Origin of the sequence: Pseudomonas sp. BBP2017, assembly GCF_003024385.1 — a bacterium.
Taxonomy (GTDB): domain Bacteria; phylum Pseudomonadota; class Gammaproteobacteria; order Pseudomonadales; family Pseudomonadaceae; genus Aquipseudomonas.
The window spans coordinates 25,122-41,301 of the sequence record NZ_PVZN01000020.1 but is presented as its reverse complement, the minus strand read 5'-3'; the positions used below and the strand labels follow the sequence as shown (position 1 = coordinate 41,301).

19 protein-coding genes and 1 pseudogene are annotated in these 16,180 nt (G+C 58.8%); 2 read left to right on the top strand and 18 right to left on the bottom strand.

Translation table 11 applies throughout. From position 1 onward, the window contains the following. Window positions 1–2: 2 nt before the first annotated feature. The 16 genes and pseudogenes from queE to C6382_RS20715 form a co-directional block, all read right to left on the bottom strand. Window positions 3–650 carry a 7-carboxy-7-deazaguanine synthase QueE gene (queE, locus tag C6382_RS20790; RefSeq protein WP_107026209.1) on the bottom strand — a complete coding sequence of 216 codons (648 nt, stop codon included), beginning with the start codon at window positions 648–650 and terminating at the stop codon, window positions 3–5. A 159-nt stretch (window positions 651–809) separates the two neighbouring features. Beyond that, complete coding sequence (gene ybgF, locus C6382_RS20785) at window positions 810–1,625, bottom strand: tol-pal system protein YbgF (protein WP_107026208.1); 816 nt, start codon at window positions 1,623–1,625, stop codon at window positions 810–812. 6 nt (window positions 1,626–1,631) lie between these two features. Continuing rightward, window positions 1,632–2,129 carry a peptidoglycan-associated lipoprotein Pal gene (pal, locus tag C6382_RS20780; RefSeq protein WP_028943075.1) on the bottom strand — a complete coding sequence of 166 codons (498 nt, stop codon included), beginning with the start codon at window positions 2,127–2,129 and terminating at the stop codon, window positions 1,632–1,634. 52 nt (window positions 2,130–2,181) lie between these two features. After that, window positions 2,182–3,432 carry a Tol-Pal system beta propeller repeat protein TolB gene (tolB, locus tag C6382_RS20775; protein ID WP_256589163.1) on the bottom strand — a complete coding sequence of 417 codons (1,251 nt, stop codon included), beginning with the start codon at window positions 3,430–3,432 and terminating at the stop codon, window positions 2,182–2,184. Between the two features lie 47 nt (window positions 3,433–3,479). Continuing rightward, the gene (tolA, locus tag C6382_RS20770; RefSeq protein ID WP_107026206.1) at window positions 3,480–4,556 is read right to left on the bottom strand and encodes a cell envelope integrity protein TolA; all 1,077 of its coding nucleotides are present in this window, start codon (window positions 4,554–4,556) and stop codon (window positions 3,480–3,482) included. Further along, window positions 4,556–5,008: a protein TolR gene (gene tolR, locus C6382_RS20765; protein ID WP_028943072.1), complete on the bottom strand. Its 453-nt coding sequence runs from the start codon at window positions 5,006–5,008 to the stop codon at window positions 4,556–4,558. The genes tolA and tolR overlap by 1 nt, the downstream gene beginning before the upstream one ends. A 14-nt stretch (window positions 5,009–5,022) precedes the next feature. After that, entirely contained in the window at window positions 5,023–5,718 is a 696-nt protein-coding gene (gene tolQ / locus C6382_RS20760; protein WP_010223192.1) for a protein TolQ, read from the bottom strand. Window positions 5,719–5,720: 2 nt separating this feature from the next. Continuing rightward, window positions 5,721–6,176, bottom strand: a complete 456-nt coding sequence (gene ybgC, locus C6382_RS20755) for a tol-pal system-associated acyl-CoA thioesterase (RefSeq protein WP_051939500.1) — start codon at window positions 6,174–6,176, stop codon at window positions 5,721–5,723. A 125-nt stretch (window positions 6,177–6,301) separates the two neighbouring features. Next, window positions 6,302–7,357 (bottom strand): Holliday junction branch migration DNA helicase RuvB, encoded by a 1,056-nt coding sequence (gene ruvB, locus C6382_RS20750; protein ID WP_038613862.1) that lies wholly within the window; start codon window positions 7,355–7,357, stop codon window positions 6,302–6,304. After that, window positions 7,358–7,966 (bottom strand): Holliday junction branch migration protein RuvA, encoded by a 609-nt coding sequence (ruvA, locus tag C6382_RS20745; protein WP_107026205.1) that lies wholly within the window; start codon window positions 7,964–7,966, stop codon window positions 7,358–7,360. It lies immediately after the preceding gene. Window positions 7,967–8,074: 108 nt separating this feature from the next. Further along, the gene (gene ruvC / locus C6382_RS20740) at window positions 8,075–8,599 is read right to left on the bottom strand and encodes a crossover junction endodeoxyribonuclease RuvC (RefSeq protein WP_107026204.1); all 525 of its coding nucleotides are present in this window, start codon (window positions 8,597–8,599) and stop codon (window positions 8,075–8,077) included. A 129-nt stretch (window positions 8,600–8,728) separates the two neighbouring features. After that, complete coding sequence (locus C6382_RS20735) at window positions 8,729–9,475, bottom strand: YebC/PmpR family DNA-binding transcriptional regulator (RefSeq protein ID WP_107026203.1); 747 nt, start codon at window positions 9,473–9,475, stop codon at window positions 8,729–8,731. 120 nt (window positions 9,476–9,595) lie between these two features. Further along, window positions 9,596–11,371 carry an aspartate--tRNA ligase gene (gene aspS / locus C6382_RS20730; RefSeq protein WP_038616901.1) on the bottom strand — a complete coding sequence of 592 codons (1,776 nt, stop codon included), beginning with the start codon at window positions 11,369–11,371 and terminating at the stop codon, window positions 9,596–9,598. 94 nt (window positions 11,372–11,465) lie between these two features. After that, window positions 11,466–11,687, bottom strand: coding sequence for an FmdB family zinc ribbon protein (locus tag C6382_RS20725; protein WP_107026202.1), 222 nt, complete (start codon window positions 11,685–11,687; stop codon window positions 11,466–11,468). 93 nt (window positions 11,688–11,780) lie between these two features. Beyond that, window positions 11,781–12,110, bottom strand: coding sequence for a ribbon-helix-helix domain-containing protein (locus tag C6382_RS20720; protein WP_107026201.1), 330 nt, complete (start codon window positions 12,108–12,110; stop codon window positions 11,781–11,783). Window positions 12,111–12,315: 205 nt separating this feature from the next. Next, window positions 12,316–12,390 (bottom strand): annotated as a pseudogene (locus C6382_RS20715) (DNA starvation/stationary phase protection protein); the annotation flags it as partial. A 321-nt stretch (window positions 12,391–12,711) separates the two neighbouring features. On the opposite strand from C6382_RS20715, the gene C6382_RS24495 reads away from it, so the two are divergent. After that, window positions 12,712–13,299 (top strand): cold-shock protein, encoded by a 588-nt coding sequence (locus C6382_RS24495; protein WP_107026200.1) that lies wholly within the window; start codon window positions 12,712–12,714, stop codon window positions 13,297–13,299. 70 nt (window positions 13,300–13,369) lie between these two features. On the opposite strand, the gene C6382_RS20705 is transcribed toward C6382_RS24495, so the two are convergent. Beyond that, window positions 13,370–13,576: a SlyX family protein gene (locus C6382_RS20705; RefSeq protein ID WP_107026199.1), complete on the bottom strand. Its 207-nt coding sequence runs from the start codon at window positions 13,574–13,576 to the stop codon at window positions 13,370–13,372. Window positions 13,577–13,579: 3 nt separating this feature from the next. Continuing rightward, window positions 13,580–14,005, bottom strand: coding sequence for an HIT domain-containing protein (locus C6382_RS20700; protein ID WP_107026198.1), 426 nt, complete (start codon window positions 14,003–14,005; stop codon window positions 13,580–13,582). 814 nt (window positions 14,006–14,819) lie between these two features. Between C6382_RS20700 and C6382_RS20695 the strand changes: the two genes are divergently transcribed. Beyond that, a complete protein-coding gene (locus C6382_RS20695) occupies window positions 14,820–16,091 on the top strand; it encodes an OprD family porin (RefSeq protein ID WP_107026197.1) in 1,272 nt (423 codons plus the stop codon). Window positions 16,092–16,180 lie beyond the last annotated feature (89 nt).

The following is a 16,180-nucleotide window of genomic DNA, read 5'->3' as shown; positions in this document are numbered from 1 at the left end:
TGTCAGCGTCCCGGCTCGTCATTCCAGAGCAGTTTGTGCAACTGCATCTGAAAGCGAACCGGCAAATTATCGGCCACAATCCAGTCGGCAAGGTCGGTGGCGCTCACCTGATGGTGGCTTGGCGAGAACAGCACTTCACCTGCGCGCTTCTCCAGCCCGTACTGAATGAGTTTGGACACCGCCCAGTCGTAGTCTTCACGCGAACAGATGACGAACTTGACCTGATCATTGGCGGTCAGCAGCTCGATGTTCTCGTAACGGTTACGGTGCACTTCCTCAGAGCCTGGGGTTTTCAGGTCTACAACCCGGCTGACACGCGGATCCACCCTGGAAATATCCAGAGCGCCACTGGTCTCCAGCGACACTTCATAACCCGCGTCACACAACTGCGTGAGCAGAGCAATGGCATTGGGCTGGGCCAGCGGTTCTCCACCGGTGACGCAGACATAGCGCGGCTTGAAGCCTGCGACTTGCTCGAGGATCGAATCAAGGGTGCGAATGCTGCCGCCGCTAAAGGCGTATTCGCTGTCGCAGTACTGACAGCGCAGCGGGCAGCCGGTGAGACGGACAAAAACCGTGGGCAGGCCAGCGGTACGCGTTTCACCCTGCAAAGAGTAAAAAACTTCGGTAATACGTAATGTGTCTTGCATAGTCGCCACGGGCGTAACAGCTAAACAGGCTGTCCGCCTCCGTCAGGCACCGCTGCAAACCCGTCATCGCGTAGTTCACAGCAGCGTATTTCAATAAAAGGGCTGAGATTCTAACGAAAAAACCCGCGACTGGCGCGGGTTTCTTTTGAAACGACTGACTTAGAGCTTCTGCAGGTCGCGCTGGGCCAATTGTGCAGCCGAGGTCCCCGGGTACTGGGTAATGACTTGCTGCAAAATGCCTTTGACCCGGTCAGTATGACCCAGGCGGCGCTCTACGTCGGCCAGCTTGTACAGCGAATCCGGCACCTTGTTGTGCTTGGGATACAACTGGCTGACCTTGGCGAAGGCTTGCCCTGCGGCTTGCAGGTCGCCCTTGGCCAGGTTCACTTCACCCAGCCAGTACTGGGCGTTGCCGGCGTACTGACTGTTGGGGTACTTGCGCAGGAAGGCGTTGAACGCCTGGCTGGCCTTGTCGAAATCCTTGGCTTTGATCAGGTCAAAAGCAGCGTCGTAGTAGAGCTTCTCTTTAGCCGGATCGCCAGGTTCGCTACTGGCTGCGGGTGGCTGCGCAGCGGCAGCACCTGCAGCGGCGCCAGCGGCTTCGCCACCGGCGGGAGAATTCTGTGGAGCCTCGGGCGCAGGCGCCCCGGTTCCGATACGCCGATCCAGGTCCTGGTAACGCTCCAGGCTTTCCTGTTTCATGCGCGCAACATCGTTTTGCAGCTCTTCGATGATGCCTTGTTGACGCGATAGCTGATCCTGCATCTGCTGCAGTTGCATGAACAGCTGACCCTGCGCCGAGGCAGGGGCTGTAACCCCTCCCCCGGCGTAGGCGCCGTTCGTACCATAACCCGATGGCGGATAGCTGCTTGCGCCGCTATAGCCAGCGTTGTCATCAACAACAGGAACCTCAGCCCAAGCCACGAGTGGCAGGCTGAGCGCCAGGACGGTTACAGCACGACGGCACATTCGCATATCGAATTACTTACGCAGTTCGACGCGACGGTTCTGAGCCCAGGACTGCTCGTCGTTGCCGGTGGCAACTGGACGCTCTTCGCCGTAGGAAACCAGTTCCAGCTGAGCAGGAGAGACGCCTTGCAGTACCAGGTAGCGCTGAACGGCTTTCGCACGACGCTCGCCCAGAGCCATGTTGTATTCGCGAGTACCGCGCTCGTCGGTGTTACCTTCCAGCACGACGCGAGCGCCGTTGCCTTTCAGATCCTTGGCATGAACGTCCAGAGCGCGCATGGCTTCTGGCTTCAGGTCCGAGCTGTCGTATTCGAAGTAGAAGGTGGTGATTGCGCGCAGAGCTGCTTCTTCGCTCAGGCTGCCGTCAACAGCGCCAGTGTTGGCACCGTAGCCAGCGTTAGGGTCAACAGCGCCTTGACCAGCGTCGTCGCCGCCTTTCGAAGAGCAACCTACAGCTACGGCCATGGCCAGAGCCAGCGCAGCAAACTTACCAAACTTCAGCATTTCCATCGTGAAACTCCTAATGAACCCCAATGTGTTAAGTAAAACGTAAAGCGCCGCGTCAGTTCAGGTAAGGGGACCAGGACGGTTCTCTGACTTCGCCTTGAGCGGTCGGAAGCGGGAGCCTCACGCGTCCGTTGAGAGAGACGAGCATCAAGACTCCCCGGCCCTGCTGGCGGGTGGCGTAGATTAGCATGGTGCCGTTGGGCGCGACAGTAGGAGACTCATCAAGACTTGTTTCAGAGAGAATCTTTACACTACCGCGCTGCAAATCTTGTGCAGCCACCTTGAAGTTGGTGAATCCTTGTTGACGATGAATCATCACCAAGGTCTTTTCATCTGCCGAAAGTTTGGGGTTGGCGTTGTAGTTTCCTACAAAAGTTACACGCTCAGCACCACCACCGGAAACATTGGTTTTATAGATCTGCGGTTTACCGCCACGGTCGGAAGTGAAATAGATGGTCGAACCATCTTTACCCCAGAACGGTTCGGTGTTGATACCAGGACCTGCGGTAACACGCGACAGCTGACGCGAGCCCATGTTCATCACATAGATATCCGGGTTGCCGTCTTTGGACAATACGAACGCCAGGCGCGAACCGTCCGGCGACCAGGCCGGCGCACCGTTGAGCCCTTCGAAGTTGGTGATCTGCTCACGACGGCCGGTATCAATGTGCTGTACGAAGATACGCGGACGCTTCTGCTCGAACGACACATAGGCGATGCGCTTGCCATCGGGGGCAAAACGCGGCGACAGGATCGGCTCACGCGATTGCAGCAGGGTCACAGCACGCGCACCGTCGTAGTCCGAACGCTGCAGGGTGTAACGCGTGTTGTTGGCGGAAAAGCGCTCAGCAGTCACGTACAGCATGCGGGTAGAGAACGCACCCTTGATTCCGGTGAGCTTCTCGAACGACTGGTCGGCGATGTAGTGCGACATGTCGCGCAGCTGATCGACACTGCCGGTGACGCTGCCGGTCAGCACTTGCTGCTCGGTGGCGACGTTGAACAGTGCGTACTGCACTTGCAGGCGACCGCCGGCCGGCACAATGCTACCGACCATGACGTACTGGGCGCCCAGGGCTTTCCAGTCACGGAAGATCACTTCGCTGGCCTGGCTCGGCTGGCTAATCATGTTCTGCCGCGGGATCGGCGAGTAATAACCGGAGTTGCGCAGGTCATTACCGATAATGTCAGCCATGTCTTCCGGCAGCACGCTACCGCCCTGCAGACCGAAAGGCACAACTGCGATAGGCGTGGCACGGTCACTGCCGCTGGTGACCCGAATGTTCTTTTCCTCTGCCACGGCCATCCCTGCTGCGCAGCAGAGAACGACCAGCAGTCCTCGAAGAAGTTTAATCACAAGGCTAGATCCTCAGGTGTGAATGTCATCTTGAATGAACGATAGGGATTGAATTCGCTCGGTTTCAAGCCCTGCATCTCGGTTAAACGACCAATGTTCTTGACCGCGGCAACTGCCGAGCTGTCAAACGGACCATCGCCACTGGAGCGCGCTACGCTCACCGAAGTAATGGTGCCATCAGGCAGCATGCCGATCTGCAGAACCACCGTCATGTTCTTGCGCGCAGAAGGCGGACGTGCCCAGCCTTCGGCCGCACGTGCACGGATCAGGTCGTCGAAGTCGCCGGCTACCTGGTCGCCCTGCTCGTCAGCCAATGCCTGTTGCCGCTCGGTGGTGTCGGACAGAAGCTCGGCCAGGGCCTGGGCTTTCTTGTCTTCCGCCGCCTTGCGGGCTGCATCCTGCGCCTTCTTCTTGGCCGCATCAGCTGCAGCTTTCTTCTTCGCGTCTTCAGCGGCCTTTTTCTTCGCTTCTTCGGCCACCGCTTTTTTCTTGGCATCCTCGGACGCCTTCTTCTTGGCGTCCTCGGCTGCTTTTTTCTTGGCTTCTTCAGCCGCCTGCTTCTTGACCTCTTCGTCAGCCTTTTTCTTGGCTTGCTCTTCGGCCTTCTTCTTGGCGATATCAGCCTGTTGCTTCTCGGCGGCCTTCTTGGCCTCTTCGGCTTTCTTGGCTTCGGCGGTTTTCTTCGCCTCGTCAGCCTTCTTGGCTTCCTCGGACTTCTTGGCCTCGGCTTCGGCGCGCGCTTCTTCAGCCTTTTGAGCAGCTTCTTCCTTCTTTTGTTCCGCAGCCTTCACTGCTTGCTGCTCGACCTTTTTCTGCTCCATCTGTTCTTCTTCGGTCTGGCGCGAAGCGGTTTTCTTCGCTTCACCCGCAATCTTCTGATTGGTCTGGGTGGTGGCCTGACTTTTCGATTTCAGCTGGTACAGGGTTGCCTGGACAATAGGCTTGGCCGGCGGCAACTCCGGGGTCATGGCAAAACTGACGAACAGCATGCCGAACACCAGAACGTGCAGCGCAATGGCCCAGACGCTGGGCCAGAAATAGCTTTCCGAGGCGGATGGCTCTCGCTGTTGCATCAGGGCGCCTCGGTAATCAGGCCAACGTTACCGACACCTGCCTTCTGCAACCCGCCCATGGCACCCATGACCGCGCCGTAGTCGACGGACTTGTCGCCACGGATGAAGACCTGGGTCTGTTTGCCCTGGTCACGTCCGGCGGCGATGATTTTGGTCACGGCGTCGGTCATTTGCGGCAAGGTCATGGCCTTGTCCATCTGCTTTTCGGTGTCGACTTCACTGCCAAGGTTCCAGAAATAGGTCTTGTCAGCCTTGATCGAAATGGTCAGGACCTGGACGTTGTTGTCCTGCGGCAAGGCTTCACTGGAAACCTTGGGCAGGTCGACCTTCACGCCCTGGTTGAGCATCGGTGCGGTCACCATGAAAATGACCAGCAGTACCAACATCACGTCGATGTAGGGCACCACGTTCATCTCGGCGACCGGCTTGCGTTTGTGGCGAACTCGGGCCATGGGCTTTTACCTGATCACTCTTCGCTGGTGTGCACTTTACGGTGCAGGATGGCCTGGAACTCGTCGGCGAACGTGTAGTAACGGCCGATCAAGACTTCACTGCGGGCTGCGAAACGGTTGTAGGCAATAACCGCTGGAATCGCGGCAAACAGGCCGATCGCGGTAGCAATCAGGGCCTCGGCGATACCCGGGGCGACGGTGGCCAGGGTTGCCTGCTGGGCACTGGCCAGGCCGCGGAAGGAGTTCATGATGCCCCACACGGTACCGAACAGACCGATGTACGGGCTGGTGGAACCGACGGTCGCCAGGAACGGCAGGCTCTGTTCGAGCTTTTCTTCCTCGCGGGAGATCGCTACGCGCATGGCGCGGCCAACACCTTCCATGACCGCATCAGGGTCAACGCCAGGCTGTTGGCGCAGACGGGAGAACTCCTTGAAGCCGGCACGGAACACCTGCTCGACCCCCGAGTCCGGGTCCGGGTTGCTGCCTGCCTGACGGTACAGCTTGGACAGGTCGATCCCCGACCAGAAGCGCTCTTCGAAGCTGTCCAGGGCTCGACGACCGGCGCGCAGCATGGTGCTGCGCTGAAAAATCATGATCCATGACGTTACCGATGCGGCAACCAGAATCAGCATGACCAGCTGTACCACGATGCTGGCATTGCTGACCAGGCTCCACATGGAGGTATGGTCGACGACGTTAGCTTCCACGCTTAATCTCCTGCATTTGAATGAGTACCCGGATCGCCAGCCTCGGCAAAAGCCGTACGCAGCGCTGGGGGAATGGCCCGGGGTTTGAAAGTATCGGCGCGCACACAGGCCACCAGGAACTGCCCTTCGCAGAGCAGCGTTGCATCTTTTTCGCGCCAGACCTGCTGCACGAAGCGCAGGCTGGCGCGGTTCAATTCAAGCACTTGCGCGGTAACCCGCAATTCGTCGTCCAATCGCGCTGGCGCGTGATAGCGCGCCTCGCTGGAGTGGACCACGAACAACAGGTTGTCCTGCGCCAAGGCCGACTGGGCAAAGCCCAGTGCGCGTAACCGCTCGGTGCGGGCACGCTCCATGAATTTCAGGTAATTGACGTAATACACCACGCCGCCCGCATCAGTGTCTTCGTAATAGACCCGACAATGATGTGCGAACGGCTCAAGCCCATTTTGCGCGCGCATACTCTAGTGCTTACTCCTCAGCTTGCCAATCCGCTCCGGCAACTGTTTTTCATCGATTATGTCGTATTGCCAGCGTGGTCCTTCCATGACTGCCGATAGGACCACGAAAACAGCAGATAAATCTGTCATTCATCGGGCGGGGCGGAAAAACCTTCGCCATTGACCGACTCACCGAGGCGGTTGGGGATGTTCAGCCCGAAATGCAGGTAGGCATGCCGGGTCACCACCCGCCCCCGCGGCGTGCGCATGATATAGCCCTGCTGGATCAGGTAAGGCTCGAGCACGTCCTCGATGGTGTGACGCTCCTCACTGATGGCCGCCGCCAGGCTGTCGACGCCGACCGGACCACCGTCGAACTTCTCGATCATGGTCAGCAGCAAGCGGCGGTCCTGATGATCGAAACCGCGCTCGTCGACATCCAGCAGGTTCAACGCCATGTCGGCAATCGGCTTGGTGATATGGCCCTTGCCCCGCACTTCGGCAAAATCTCGCACCCGACGCAGCAAGCGGTTGGCGATTCGCGGTGTGCCGCGAGCGCGCCGGGCAATCTCGAAGGCCCCTTCATCTTCAATCGGCAGACCGAGAATGCCACCGGAACGGCTGACGATGGTTGCCAGGTCTTCGGTGTTGTAGAACTCCAGACGCTGGACAATACCGAAGCGGTCACGCAACGGATTGGTCAGCATGCCGGCGCGGGTGGTGGCGCCGACCAGGGTGAACGGCGGCAGGTCGAGTTTGATCGAGCGCGCCGCCGGGCCTTCACCGATCATGATATCGAGCTGAAAGTCCTCCATGGCCGGGTACAGCACTTCTTCGACGATCGGTGACAGGCGGTGGATTTCGTCAATGAACAACACATCGTGCGGCTCAAGGTTGGTCAACAACGCCGCCAAATCCCCCGGACGCTCAAGAATAGGCCCCGAGGTGCTCTTGATCGACACGCCCATTTCCTGAGCGATGATATTGGCCAAAGTGGTCTTACCCAGCCCCGGCGGGCCGAAGATCAGGGTGTGATCCAGCGACTCGCTGCGCCCGCGTGCTGCCTCGATGAACAGGGCCATCTGCTCACGCACCACCGGCTGGCCGATATACTCGGCCAGGCGCAGCGGACGGATCGCCCGGTCCTGGACCTCTTCACGGTCACGCCCGGTGGCGGCTATCAGTCGATCGGCTTCTATCACTTAGATCATTCCCTTCAGGCTGCGACGGATCAGCTCTTCGCTGCTCAAACCTTTGGCATCGACGGCGGCCACGGCCTTGCTGGCTTCCTGGGGTTTGTAACCCAGAGAGATCAAAGCACTGACGGCATCGGCTTCGGCACTGGAGACGGTGGCCAGCGGCAGCGGCCCATTGGGCACCAGAGCGAACATGGCCGGTGAAGTTTCCCAGGCCTTGAACCGGTCCTTGAGCTCGACCAACAGCCGCTCGGCGGTCTTCTTGCCGACACCGGGCACTTTGACCAGGGCCGAAGCATCCTGAGCCTGGACGCAGCGCACCAGCTCATCGACATCCAGGCCCGACATCAACGCCAGGGCCAGCTTGGGGCCGACGCCGTTGAGCCGGATCAGTTCGCGGAACAGCTCTCGCTCGCGCTTCTCATGGAAGCCGTACAACAGATGAGCATCCTCACGCACCACCAGATGGGTGTGCAAGGTCACCGCCTCGCCCACCTTGGGCAGGCGGTACAGCGTGGTCATTGGCACTTCGAGCTCGTAGCCCAGGCCATTGACATCAATAATCAGGTGCGGCGGCTGCTTTTCAGCCAGGGTGCCGCGCAAACGTCCAATCACGTTGCAATCCTTCCTCATGGGCGCCGGCAAACAACCGGTCAACCCTAACAGCAAATGCAATGGCCGATGGCATTGCCCGGTCAAAATTTGTTTCAGCGCTTGATGCTATCAGAGCCGCAAGCGCCCGCTGCGACTGCGCGCGGTGCCCAGGCCGTGAGGCAACAGGCTGGAGCGGGTATGGGCATGACACAGGGCAATGGCCAGGGCATCGGAGGCATCGATCTGTGGCTTCTGGGTCAACTTGAGCAGGTGCATGACCATCATCTGCACTTGCTCCTTGTTGGCCCCACCGGTACCGGCGACGGCTTGCTTGACCTGGGTTGCACTGTATTCGGCGATCTCCAGCCCTTCTTCGATGGCCGCGACAATGGCCGCGCCGCGCGCCTGCCCCAGTTTTAGCGCCGAATCGGCGTTGCGCGCCATGAACACGCGTTCGATGCCCATGGTCACCGGGCCGTACTGGCTGATGATCTCACGCACGCCACGAAACACGATCTGCAAGCGCTCCGGCAACTCGCCGCTACCGGTTCGAATACACCCGGAAGCCACATATTCACAGCCCCGAAGCCCCTGACGCACCACGCCGTAGCCGGTGATGCGCGAGCCAGGGTCGATGCCAAGAATCAGAGTCATAACGCCTGCACATTCAATGACGCAGATTCGCGCCGCACTAAATAAAACAGAAGCCGGACCGGCTTGCAGGTGCAATGCAACTGCAGGCAGATCCGGCCTCGCTCTCAACCAAGTGAACAGTATTGAAGCCTAGCCGAGCTGCTCCATGACTTCGTCGGGAATCTCGGCATTGGAATAAACGTTCTGCACGTCATCCAGGTCCTCAAGCATATCGATCAGCTTGAGCACCTTTTGCGCGCCATCCAGGTCCAGCTCGGCACTGGTGGTCGGCTGCATGACGATTTCCGCATCCGCCGCCTTGAAGCCTGCTTCTTCCAGCGCGTTACGCACGGCATAGAAGCTGGCAAAGGAGGTGAACACATCAAAGGAGCCGTCTTCATTGCTGACCACGTCATCAGCATCGGCCTCCATCGCCGCTTCCATCAGCGCATCCTCATCGACGCCCGCAGCAAAGCTGATCTGCCCCTTGCGCTCGAACAGATAGGCCACGGAACCGTCGGTGCCGAGGTTACCGCCGCATTTGCTGAAAGCATGGCGCACGGCAGCAGCGGTACGGTTGCGGTTGTCGGTCATGGCCTCGACCATGATCGCCACACCACCCGGACCATAGCCCTCGTAGCTGAGCTCTTCAACGTTATCGGCTTCGGTCGCGCCAGCACCACGGGCAATCGCCCGGTCGATGATGTCGCGACTCATGTTGGCACCCAGGGCCTTGTCCAGAGCCAGACGCAGACGCGGGTTGGAGCCCGGATCGCCACCGCCCTGCTTGGCAGCGACGGTCAGTTCACGGATCCACTTGGTGAAGATCTTGCCCCGCTTGGCGTCTTGACGCTCTTTACGGTGCTTGATGTTTGCCCATTTGGAATGACCAGCCATAACGACTCCGAATCCTTTGAAACAATGCCATGCCCCTACCCGGCGCAAACCGGGCAGGAACTACAAAATCAGTACTGCTTAACGCAAAGGCGCATCCATCTGGATGCGCCCGGGGCCCGCTTACTCAGCCTTGGGCTGTTCACGCAGACGGATGTGCAACTCACGCAGGGCCTTGGCGTCGACCAGGCCAGGTGCCTGGGTCATGACGCACGCGGCGCTCTGGGTTTTCGGGAAGGCAATGACTTCACGGATCGACTGGGCGCCGGTCATCAGCATGACCAGACGGTCCAGACCGAAGGCCAGACCACCGTGCGGTGGTGCGCCGAACTTCAGGGCGTCGAGCAGGAAGCCGAATTTCTCTTCCTGTTCAGCAGCCTCGATACCCAGCAGACGGAACACCGCCTGTTGCATTTCTTTGCGGTGGATACGGATCGAACCGCCACCCAGCTCGGTACCGTTGAGGACCATGTCGTAGGCACGCGACAGCGCGGTGGCCGGGTTGGCCTCCAGCTCTTCAGGGCTGCACTTGGGCGCGGTGAACGGGTGGTGCAGCGCAGTGAAGCTGCCGTCGTCGTTCTCTTCGAACATCGGGAAGTCGACAACCCACATCGGTGCCCACTCGCAGGTGTGCAGGTTGAAGTCGTTACCGACCTTGATCCGCAGGGCGCCCAGCGCCTCGCTGACGATCTTGGCCTTGTCGGCACCGAAGAACACGATGTCGCCGTCGACCGCACCAACGCGATCGAGGATCACGTTGAGGTTGGCCTCAGGGATGTTCTTGACGATTGGCGACTGCAGGCCTTCAACGCCCTTGGCGCGTTCGTTGACCTTGATGTACGCCAGGCCCTTGGCACCATAGATGCCGACGAACTTGGTGTACTCGTCGATGCGGCTGCGCGGCATGCTGGCGGCGCCCGGCACGCGCAGGGCGGCAACGCGGCACTTCGGATCGTTGGCCGGGCCACTGAAGACCTTGAACTCGACGTCCTTGAGCTGATCGGCAACGTCGACCAGTTCCAGCGGGTTACGCAGGTCTGGTTTGTCGGAACCGTAGCGGCGCATGGCTTCTTCGAAGGTCATGTGCGGGAATTCGCCGAATTCCAGGTCCAGGACTTCCTTGAACAGCTTGCGGATCATGTTCTCGGTCAGGCCCATGATCTCGGATTCATTGAGGAAGCTGGTCTCAATGTCGATCTGGGTGAATTCCGGCTGACGGTCGGCGCGCAGGTCTTCGTCGCGGAAGCACTTGGCGATCTGGTAGTAGCGGTCGAAACCGGCAACCATCAGCAGTTGCTTGAACAGCTGTGGCGACTGCGGCAGGGCGAAGAAGCTGCCAGCGTGGGTGCGGCTCGGCACCAGGTAGTCACGCGCGCCCTCTGGGGTGGCACGGGTGAGGATCGGCGTTTCGACATCGAGGAAGCCGTTTTCGTCGAGATAGCGACGGATGCTGGAAGTGATCCGCGAGCGCAGGCGCAGCTTCTCGGCCATTTCCGGACGACGCAGGTCGATGAAACGATAGCGCAGGCGGGTTTCTTCGCCGACGTCGGAGTACTCGTTGAGCGGGAACGGCGGGGTTTCCGCTTCGTTCAGTACGGTCAGCTCGTAACCCAGCACTTCGATGGCACCGGAGGCCATGTTGGCGTTCACCGCGCCAGCTGGACGCGGACGCACCTTACCGGTGATCTGCACCACGTACTCGCTACGCACGCGATCAGCGGCGGCGAAGCTGTCTGCGCGATCCGGGTCGAAAACGACCTGGGCCATGCCTTCGCGGTCACGGATATCGAGGAAAATCACCCCGCCGTGGTCGCGGCGACGATGGACCCATCCGCAAAGGGTAATTTCCTGACCTTCCAGGCTCTCGTTCAGTTGGCCGCAATAATGGCTGCGCATCATGATGGTGGTTTCGCTTCTCGTCATTCGTGTGTTCAGTGGAGGTCTTGGCGCCACAAAGGGCTAATAGTGCAAGACCCTGCCAGTGCGTTTCAACTCAGTCGGCCTTGTCGCCGCCTGCAAGGTTCTTTTTCGCACCGGTCTTGAAGTCGGTTTCGTACCAGCCTGTACCGCCCAGGCGGAACCCTGGGGCAGAAATCAGCTTCTTCAGCTCGGGCTTCTGACACGCCGGGCAGTCGGTCAGCGGTTCGGCACTGATCTTCTGGAGGACTTCCATCTGGTGATCACAGGCGGCACATTGATAGTCGTACAGGGGCATAGGCGTGTCTCGTTAACCACAGCGCAGGCTGGTTCAGGCAGTAAAGAGCGGGATTATATATGGTTAAGGAGTGCTGTGCAGCCCGGCAACCGACTAGCGTGTCACCTGTGTGCCCAGTAGAAAGACCACGCAGACCACCCGGATCAGGCCACTGAAATTTTTCACCCCGCCATAACGCAGGTGTACCTCGCGGTCCACGTAGGACAACACGGCGTTGACCGAACACTGGTTCACCTCGGCGATGCGCTCAAGAATTCGCCAATAGACCTCTTCCAGGCGCAGGCAAGTGGCAAATCCGTTCAAACGCACCGAGCGCGACAGCGGCTGGGCCAAGCCCATATTGAAGTTCGCTTCGAACGGATCGACCCCCGCCTTGCCCGCCCCGCCCGCCACACGCCCTGTGCAATTCATCCATGAAGACATACAAACACCACGCGATCTGACTAACAGGGAAATAACCCCGAGCAATAGTCATCACTCAGAGAGACACCCTAATAAAGCGCTGCGCTGCGCTTTGCTTCCAGCAGACCTGCTTACTCTCGCTGTAGGATTGCTCGGCAAGATGCGATGGATCGCATCACGCCAGAAGGCCTTCCTTATTAACGATCAATGCCCTGCCAGACTAGATATCCGACAAGAGCCGCGACAATCCATCGACAATGGACTTGCAGTCTTCTTCGCTGATACCGATATCAATAGCCATGCGATTCCCCTTCCCATGATGATTGACGATCAAGCAGGTACACCCCGCTGCATCAAGACTTGCCACTGGCTGCAGCGCTGCACCTGCGACACAGCACTGCAGGCACCGACAGCTCGGGCCTGGAGCAAGCGACACACGGTTTGCCGATGATTTGAGAAGCCTTGGGCTTTGCTGTTAAATAGGCAGCGTGCCGACCCTGACGATTGTCAGTGCAGGGGCGCATAGGCTGGCCTTTTCTCACGTTTTTGCGCTTCTCAAGCCAATGCGCGCCGTGATGTCAGCTCTTCCTGTGATATGCCTTATCAATGTGAGCCAACCAACATGTTCAAGATCGTCCACCTGTTGACGGGCGCTGCAGCTTTGCTGCTGTCCTTCATGCCCAGCCTAAGAACCGATGCAATCCCCCTGCTGCAGCAACCGGATGCCATTTACCTGGCGCTGTTCGGCCTGCTCAACCTGCTTCTCGCCCCCGTGCTACCCCAGCACTACAAAGGCGCACGCCTGCACCTCCAGCGCCTGGCCAGTGTTTTGCTGGTGCTGGCCGTGGCACTGCAAACCCTGACCCTGCTGGCCCGCCCGGAACTGGGCAACCTGCCGGCGCTGGCCGCCACCCTGCTGGCCGTCGCACTGCACTTGATCGCCGGCTTCCTCAAAACGGCCAGTGTGCGCAGCCAACACACCCAGTACGACATGAGTAACCGCGATACCGGTACGGTCAAGTGGTTCAACACTTCCAAGGGCTTCGGCTTCATCTCCCGCGACTCGGGTGATGACATCTTTGTGCACTTTCGCGCTATTCGCGGCGAAGGCCACCGTGTTCTGGTCGAAGGCCAGCGCGTGGAGTTCTCGGTGATGAACCGCGACAAAGGCCTGCAAGCCGAAGACGTGATCGCCGCCCCACGGCGCTGATCCTGCGACAAATAAAAAACCGCGGCGCCTGGGCGACCGCGGTTTTTTTTTCATCTCTGGAGGCTACCGCTCAATAGTGCGGCGGCGGCGCCTCTTCCTCGCTACTCTGGTACTGGCCGACCATTTCCTCGTAGCGTTTGAGCAGTGCCGCCATCTGCAACTGCAGGCGTTCAACCACCCGCTGCTGTTCGACCAGCACATCATTAAGGGCCTGGATTGTATCGTCCTGGAAGGCCAGACGGCTTTCCAGTTCGTTTACCCGCGCTTCAAGTGTCATTTCTCACACCTCGGCGAATGTGAAGTTGTCATCGAGCACTGTCGCCAGACGCTTGCGCACATCCGCAAGCTGCTCGGCGGTATAAGCAGTTGCCGGCTTGTTTCCCCAGACCGGAGCAGGCCAGGCCGGATCGTTGCGCCGTCGCACTATGACGTGCATATGAAGTTGACTGACGACATTACCCAAGGTAGCAACATTCATTTTATCAGCAGCAAAACTGTCCTTGAGGTTTTCGGCCAAGGCTGTGGTTTCTTTCCAGAGCTGCGCCTGATCGCTGTCATCCAGTTGAAACAATTCACTGATATCAGCGCGACGCGGCACCAGAATAAACCAGGGGTAGTTGGCGTCCTTGCTCAGCAATAGCCGACAAAGAGGAAAGTCCCCGAGCACATAGGTGTCCTCTTGAAGACGTTGATCCAGATCAAACACAGGGGTATCTCCTACAACCGTTTAATACCTGGCCCGGGCACAGCCAACCCAGCGCCACAGACCCAATGCTGCAGGATACCTCTGTTCGCGTAGCGGAGCATTGCCAGGTAGTCAGTAAAAAGCAGAAACGCACCGGTTTGGCCGCTTTTCTCCCCTCTGTTCCCGATAAACGAACCGGTAACAGCCCGCCGCACCCTGAAACGCTACTTTTCGCACCAAAATGATGCTCACCTCATGCGCCTGGCACCCAAAGTATCCGAAAACTACCCAGCACAGCGCTTTTACGGTAACGCCTTGACTTAAAAGACAGCTTTTCCCCTTATTCCAGAACGCCTCTCCCATACAAACGTTTGGATCTTAGCCCCCCGGATTTACGGCACTTTGAGACCGTTTTCCGGCTAAACGTGAAAATTTTGTGAACTGCTCGCGATTTTGAGCACGCTTGTTGCATTCTCATCCGCCACAGTCGGCACGACACCTGCATTGATGCGGTGAAGCGCGACAAATAACAACAGTTGCATGGGTAAACCAGGGAGTTTCGGGGTCGGGGGCTAGATTGTTTTTACCTATCCTTAAGCCGCCCGGAACAGCGCTGGAGTTGTACGCCCCGCAAAATCGGGACGTGATTTGCGACAGGGACTTAACCGTTAGCGACATGACCGTAAAGTTACCGAAAGGTTCTTTCTCCCCATATCGCCAACTGCAGTCTGCGTGATATACATTTCCGCCGACACAAAAAGAAAGAGCCGCGCCGCAAAAAAAAACCAATGGCGACGGCAGTACTCTTCCTAAAAAACCAAAGGAGCAAATCACGATGCGCGTGATGAAGTGGAGCATGATCGCCCTGGCTGTTGCAGCGGGCACCTCGCAGATGGCATTCGCCTCGTCTCAAAGTGAGTCCAAGGGCTTTGTCGAAGACAGCCAACTGAGCGTTAAAACTCGCATGCTGTATTTCAGCCGCGACTTCCGTAACAACCCGAGCGATGAGCAAAGCCGCCGTGAAGAAACCGGCTTGGGCTTTGTGGGCACCTACGAGTCGGGCTTTACCCAAGGCATCGTAGGCTTTGGTGTTGACGCCATCGGCATGCTCGGCCTGAAACTGGACAGCGGCAAGGGTCGCGCCGGTACCGGCCTGTTCCCGGAGGGCGAAGATGGCCGTTCGCAGGACGACTACTCCAAAGGCGGTGGCGCTGTTAAGCTCCGCATCTCCGACACCGTATTGAAAGTCGGTGACCAGTTCACCGCGCTGCCGGTCTTCGCTACCGATGACAGCCGCCTGCTGCCAGAAATCGCTCAGGGCACGCTGATCACCAGCGACGAAATCAAAGGTCTGACCCTTCATGCCGGTCACTTCACCAGCCTCACCGCCCAGGAACAGACCAACCGCGACAGTTTGAACCTGACATCGGCAGACGTGATCGGTGGTACCTACGCCTTCACCGACACCCTGAGCACCAGCCTGTACTACTCGAAAGTAGAAGACTACTGGCGCAAGTACTACGCCAACATCAACTGGGCATTGCCTATCAATGATGAACAAGGCCTGGTCTTCGATGTCAACTTCTACGACACCAAGAGCGATGGCGAAGGCAAAGTCCGCACCTATGACGGCGTGACCGAGCTGGACAACCAGGCTTACAGCCTGTCGGCCGCTTACAACATCGGCGCCCACACCTTCACCCTGGCCCACCAGCGCGTTACCGGTGATGGTGACTACGCCTACGGTATCGATGGTGGCGGTACCATCTTCCTGGCCAACTCCGTGGCCCGTTCCGACTTCAACGCCGAAGACGAAAAATCCTGGCAGGCTCGCTACGACCTGAACATGGCCAGCTATGGCGTTCCAGGCCTTAGCTTCATGGCCCGTTACGTTACCGGTGAAGGCGCCAACGTCGAAGGCACCAGCGACGGTAAAGAGTGGGAACGTGACATCGAAGCCAAGTACGTCCTGCAAGAAGGCGCTGCCAAGGACCTGAGCTTCCGTATCCGTCAGGCCACCTACCGCTCTGGCGACGGCGTTTACTACGGTTCGCCATCGATCGACGAACTGCGTCTGATCGTCGAGTACCCGCTGAGCATCCTGTAAGCCCCGGGCTTTCAGCATTCCCAGTACGAAAGAGCCCGGCACTGCCGGGCTTTTTCTTGTCTCGATCCGGGCTGACAACGCCTTCGTGC

Excerpts from the sequence above, each read along its gene's own strand:
- C6382_RS20735 (WP_107026203.1), bottom strand. The coding sequence starts at position 9,475 with ATGGCTGGTCATTCCAAATGGGCAAACATCAAGCACCGTAAAGAGCGT.
- ruvC (WP_107026204.1), bottom strand. The coding sequence starts at position 8,599 with ATGACTCTGATTCTTGGCATCGACCCTGGCTCGCGCATCACCGGCTAC.
- C6382_RS20695 (WP_107026197.1), top strand. The coding sequence starts at position 14,820 with ATGCGCGTGATGAAGTGGAGCATGATCGCCCTGGCTGTTGCAGCGGGC.
- pal (WP_028943075.1), bottom strand. The coding sequence starts at position 2,129 with ATGGAAATGCTGAAGTTTGGTAAGTTTGCTGCGCTGGCTCTGGCCATG.
- C6382_RS20720 (WP_107026201.1), bottom strand. The coding sequence starts at position 12,110 with ATGTCTTCATGGATGAATTGCACAGGGCGTGTGGCGGGCGGGGCGGGC.
- tolA (WP_107026206.1), bottom strand. The coding sequence starts at position 4,556 with ATGCAACAGCGAGAGCCATCCGCCTCGGAAAGCTATTTCTGGCCCAGC.
- C6382_RS24495 (WP_107026200.1), top strand. The coding sequence starts at position 12,712 with ATGTTCAAGATCGTCCACCTGTTGACGGGCGCTGCAGCTTTGCTGCTG.
- ybgC (WP_051939500.1), bottom strand. The coding sequence starts at position 6,176 with ATGCGCGCGCAAAATGGGCTTGAGCCGTTCGCACATCATTGTCGGGTC.
- tolR (WP_028943072.1), bottom strand. The coding sequence starts at position 5,008 with ATGGCCCGAGTTCGCCACAAACGCAAGCCGGTCGCCGAGATGAACGTG.
- queE (WP_107026209.1), bottom strand. The coding sequence starts at position 650 with ATGCAAGACACATTACGTATTACCGAAGTTTTTTACTCTTTGCAGGGT.
- C6382_RS20705 (WP_107026199.1), bottom strand. The coding sequence starts at position 13,576 with ATGACACTTGAAGCGCGGGTAAACGAACTGGAAAGCCGTCTGGCCTTC.
- tolB (WP_256589163.1), bottom strand. The coding sequence starts at position 3,432 with ATGGCCGTGGCAGAGGAAAAGAACATTCGGGTCACCAGCGGCAGTGAC.
- ybgF (WP_107026208.1), bottom strand. The coding sequence starts at position 1,625 with ATGCGAATGTGCCGTCGTGCTGTAACCGTCCTGGCGCTCAGCCTGCCA.
- C6382_RS20725 (WP_107026202.1), bottom strand. The coding sequence starts at position 11,687 with ATGCCCCTGTACGACTATCAATGTGCCGCCTGTGATCACCAGATGGAA.
- aspS (WP_038616901.1), bottom strand. The coding sequence starts at position 11,371 with ATGATGCGCAGCCATTATTGCGGCCAACTGAACGAGAGCCTGGAAGGT.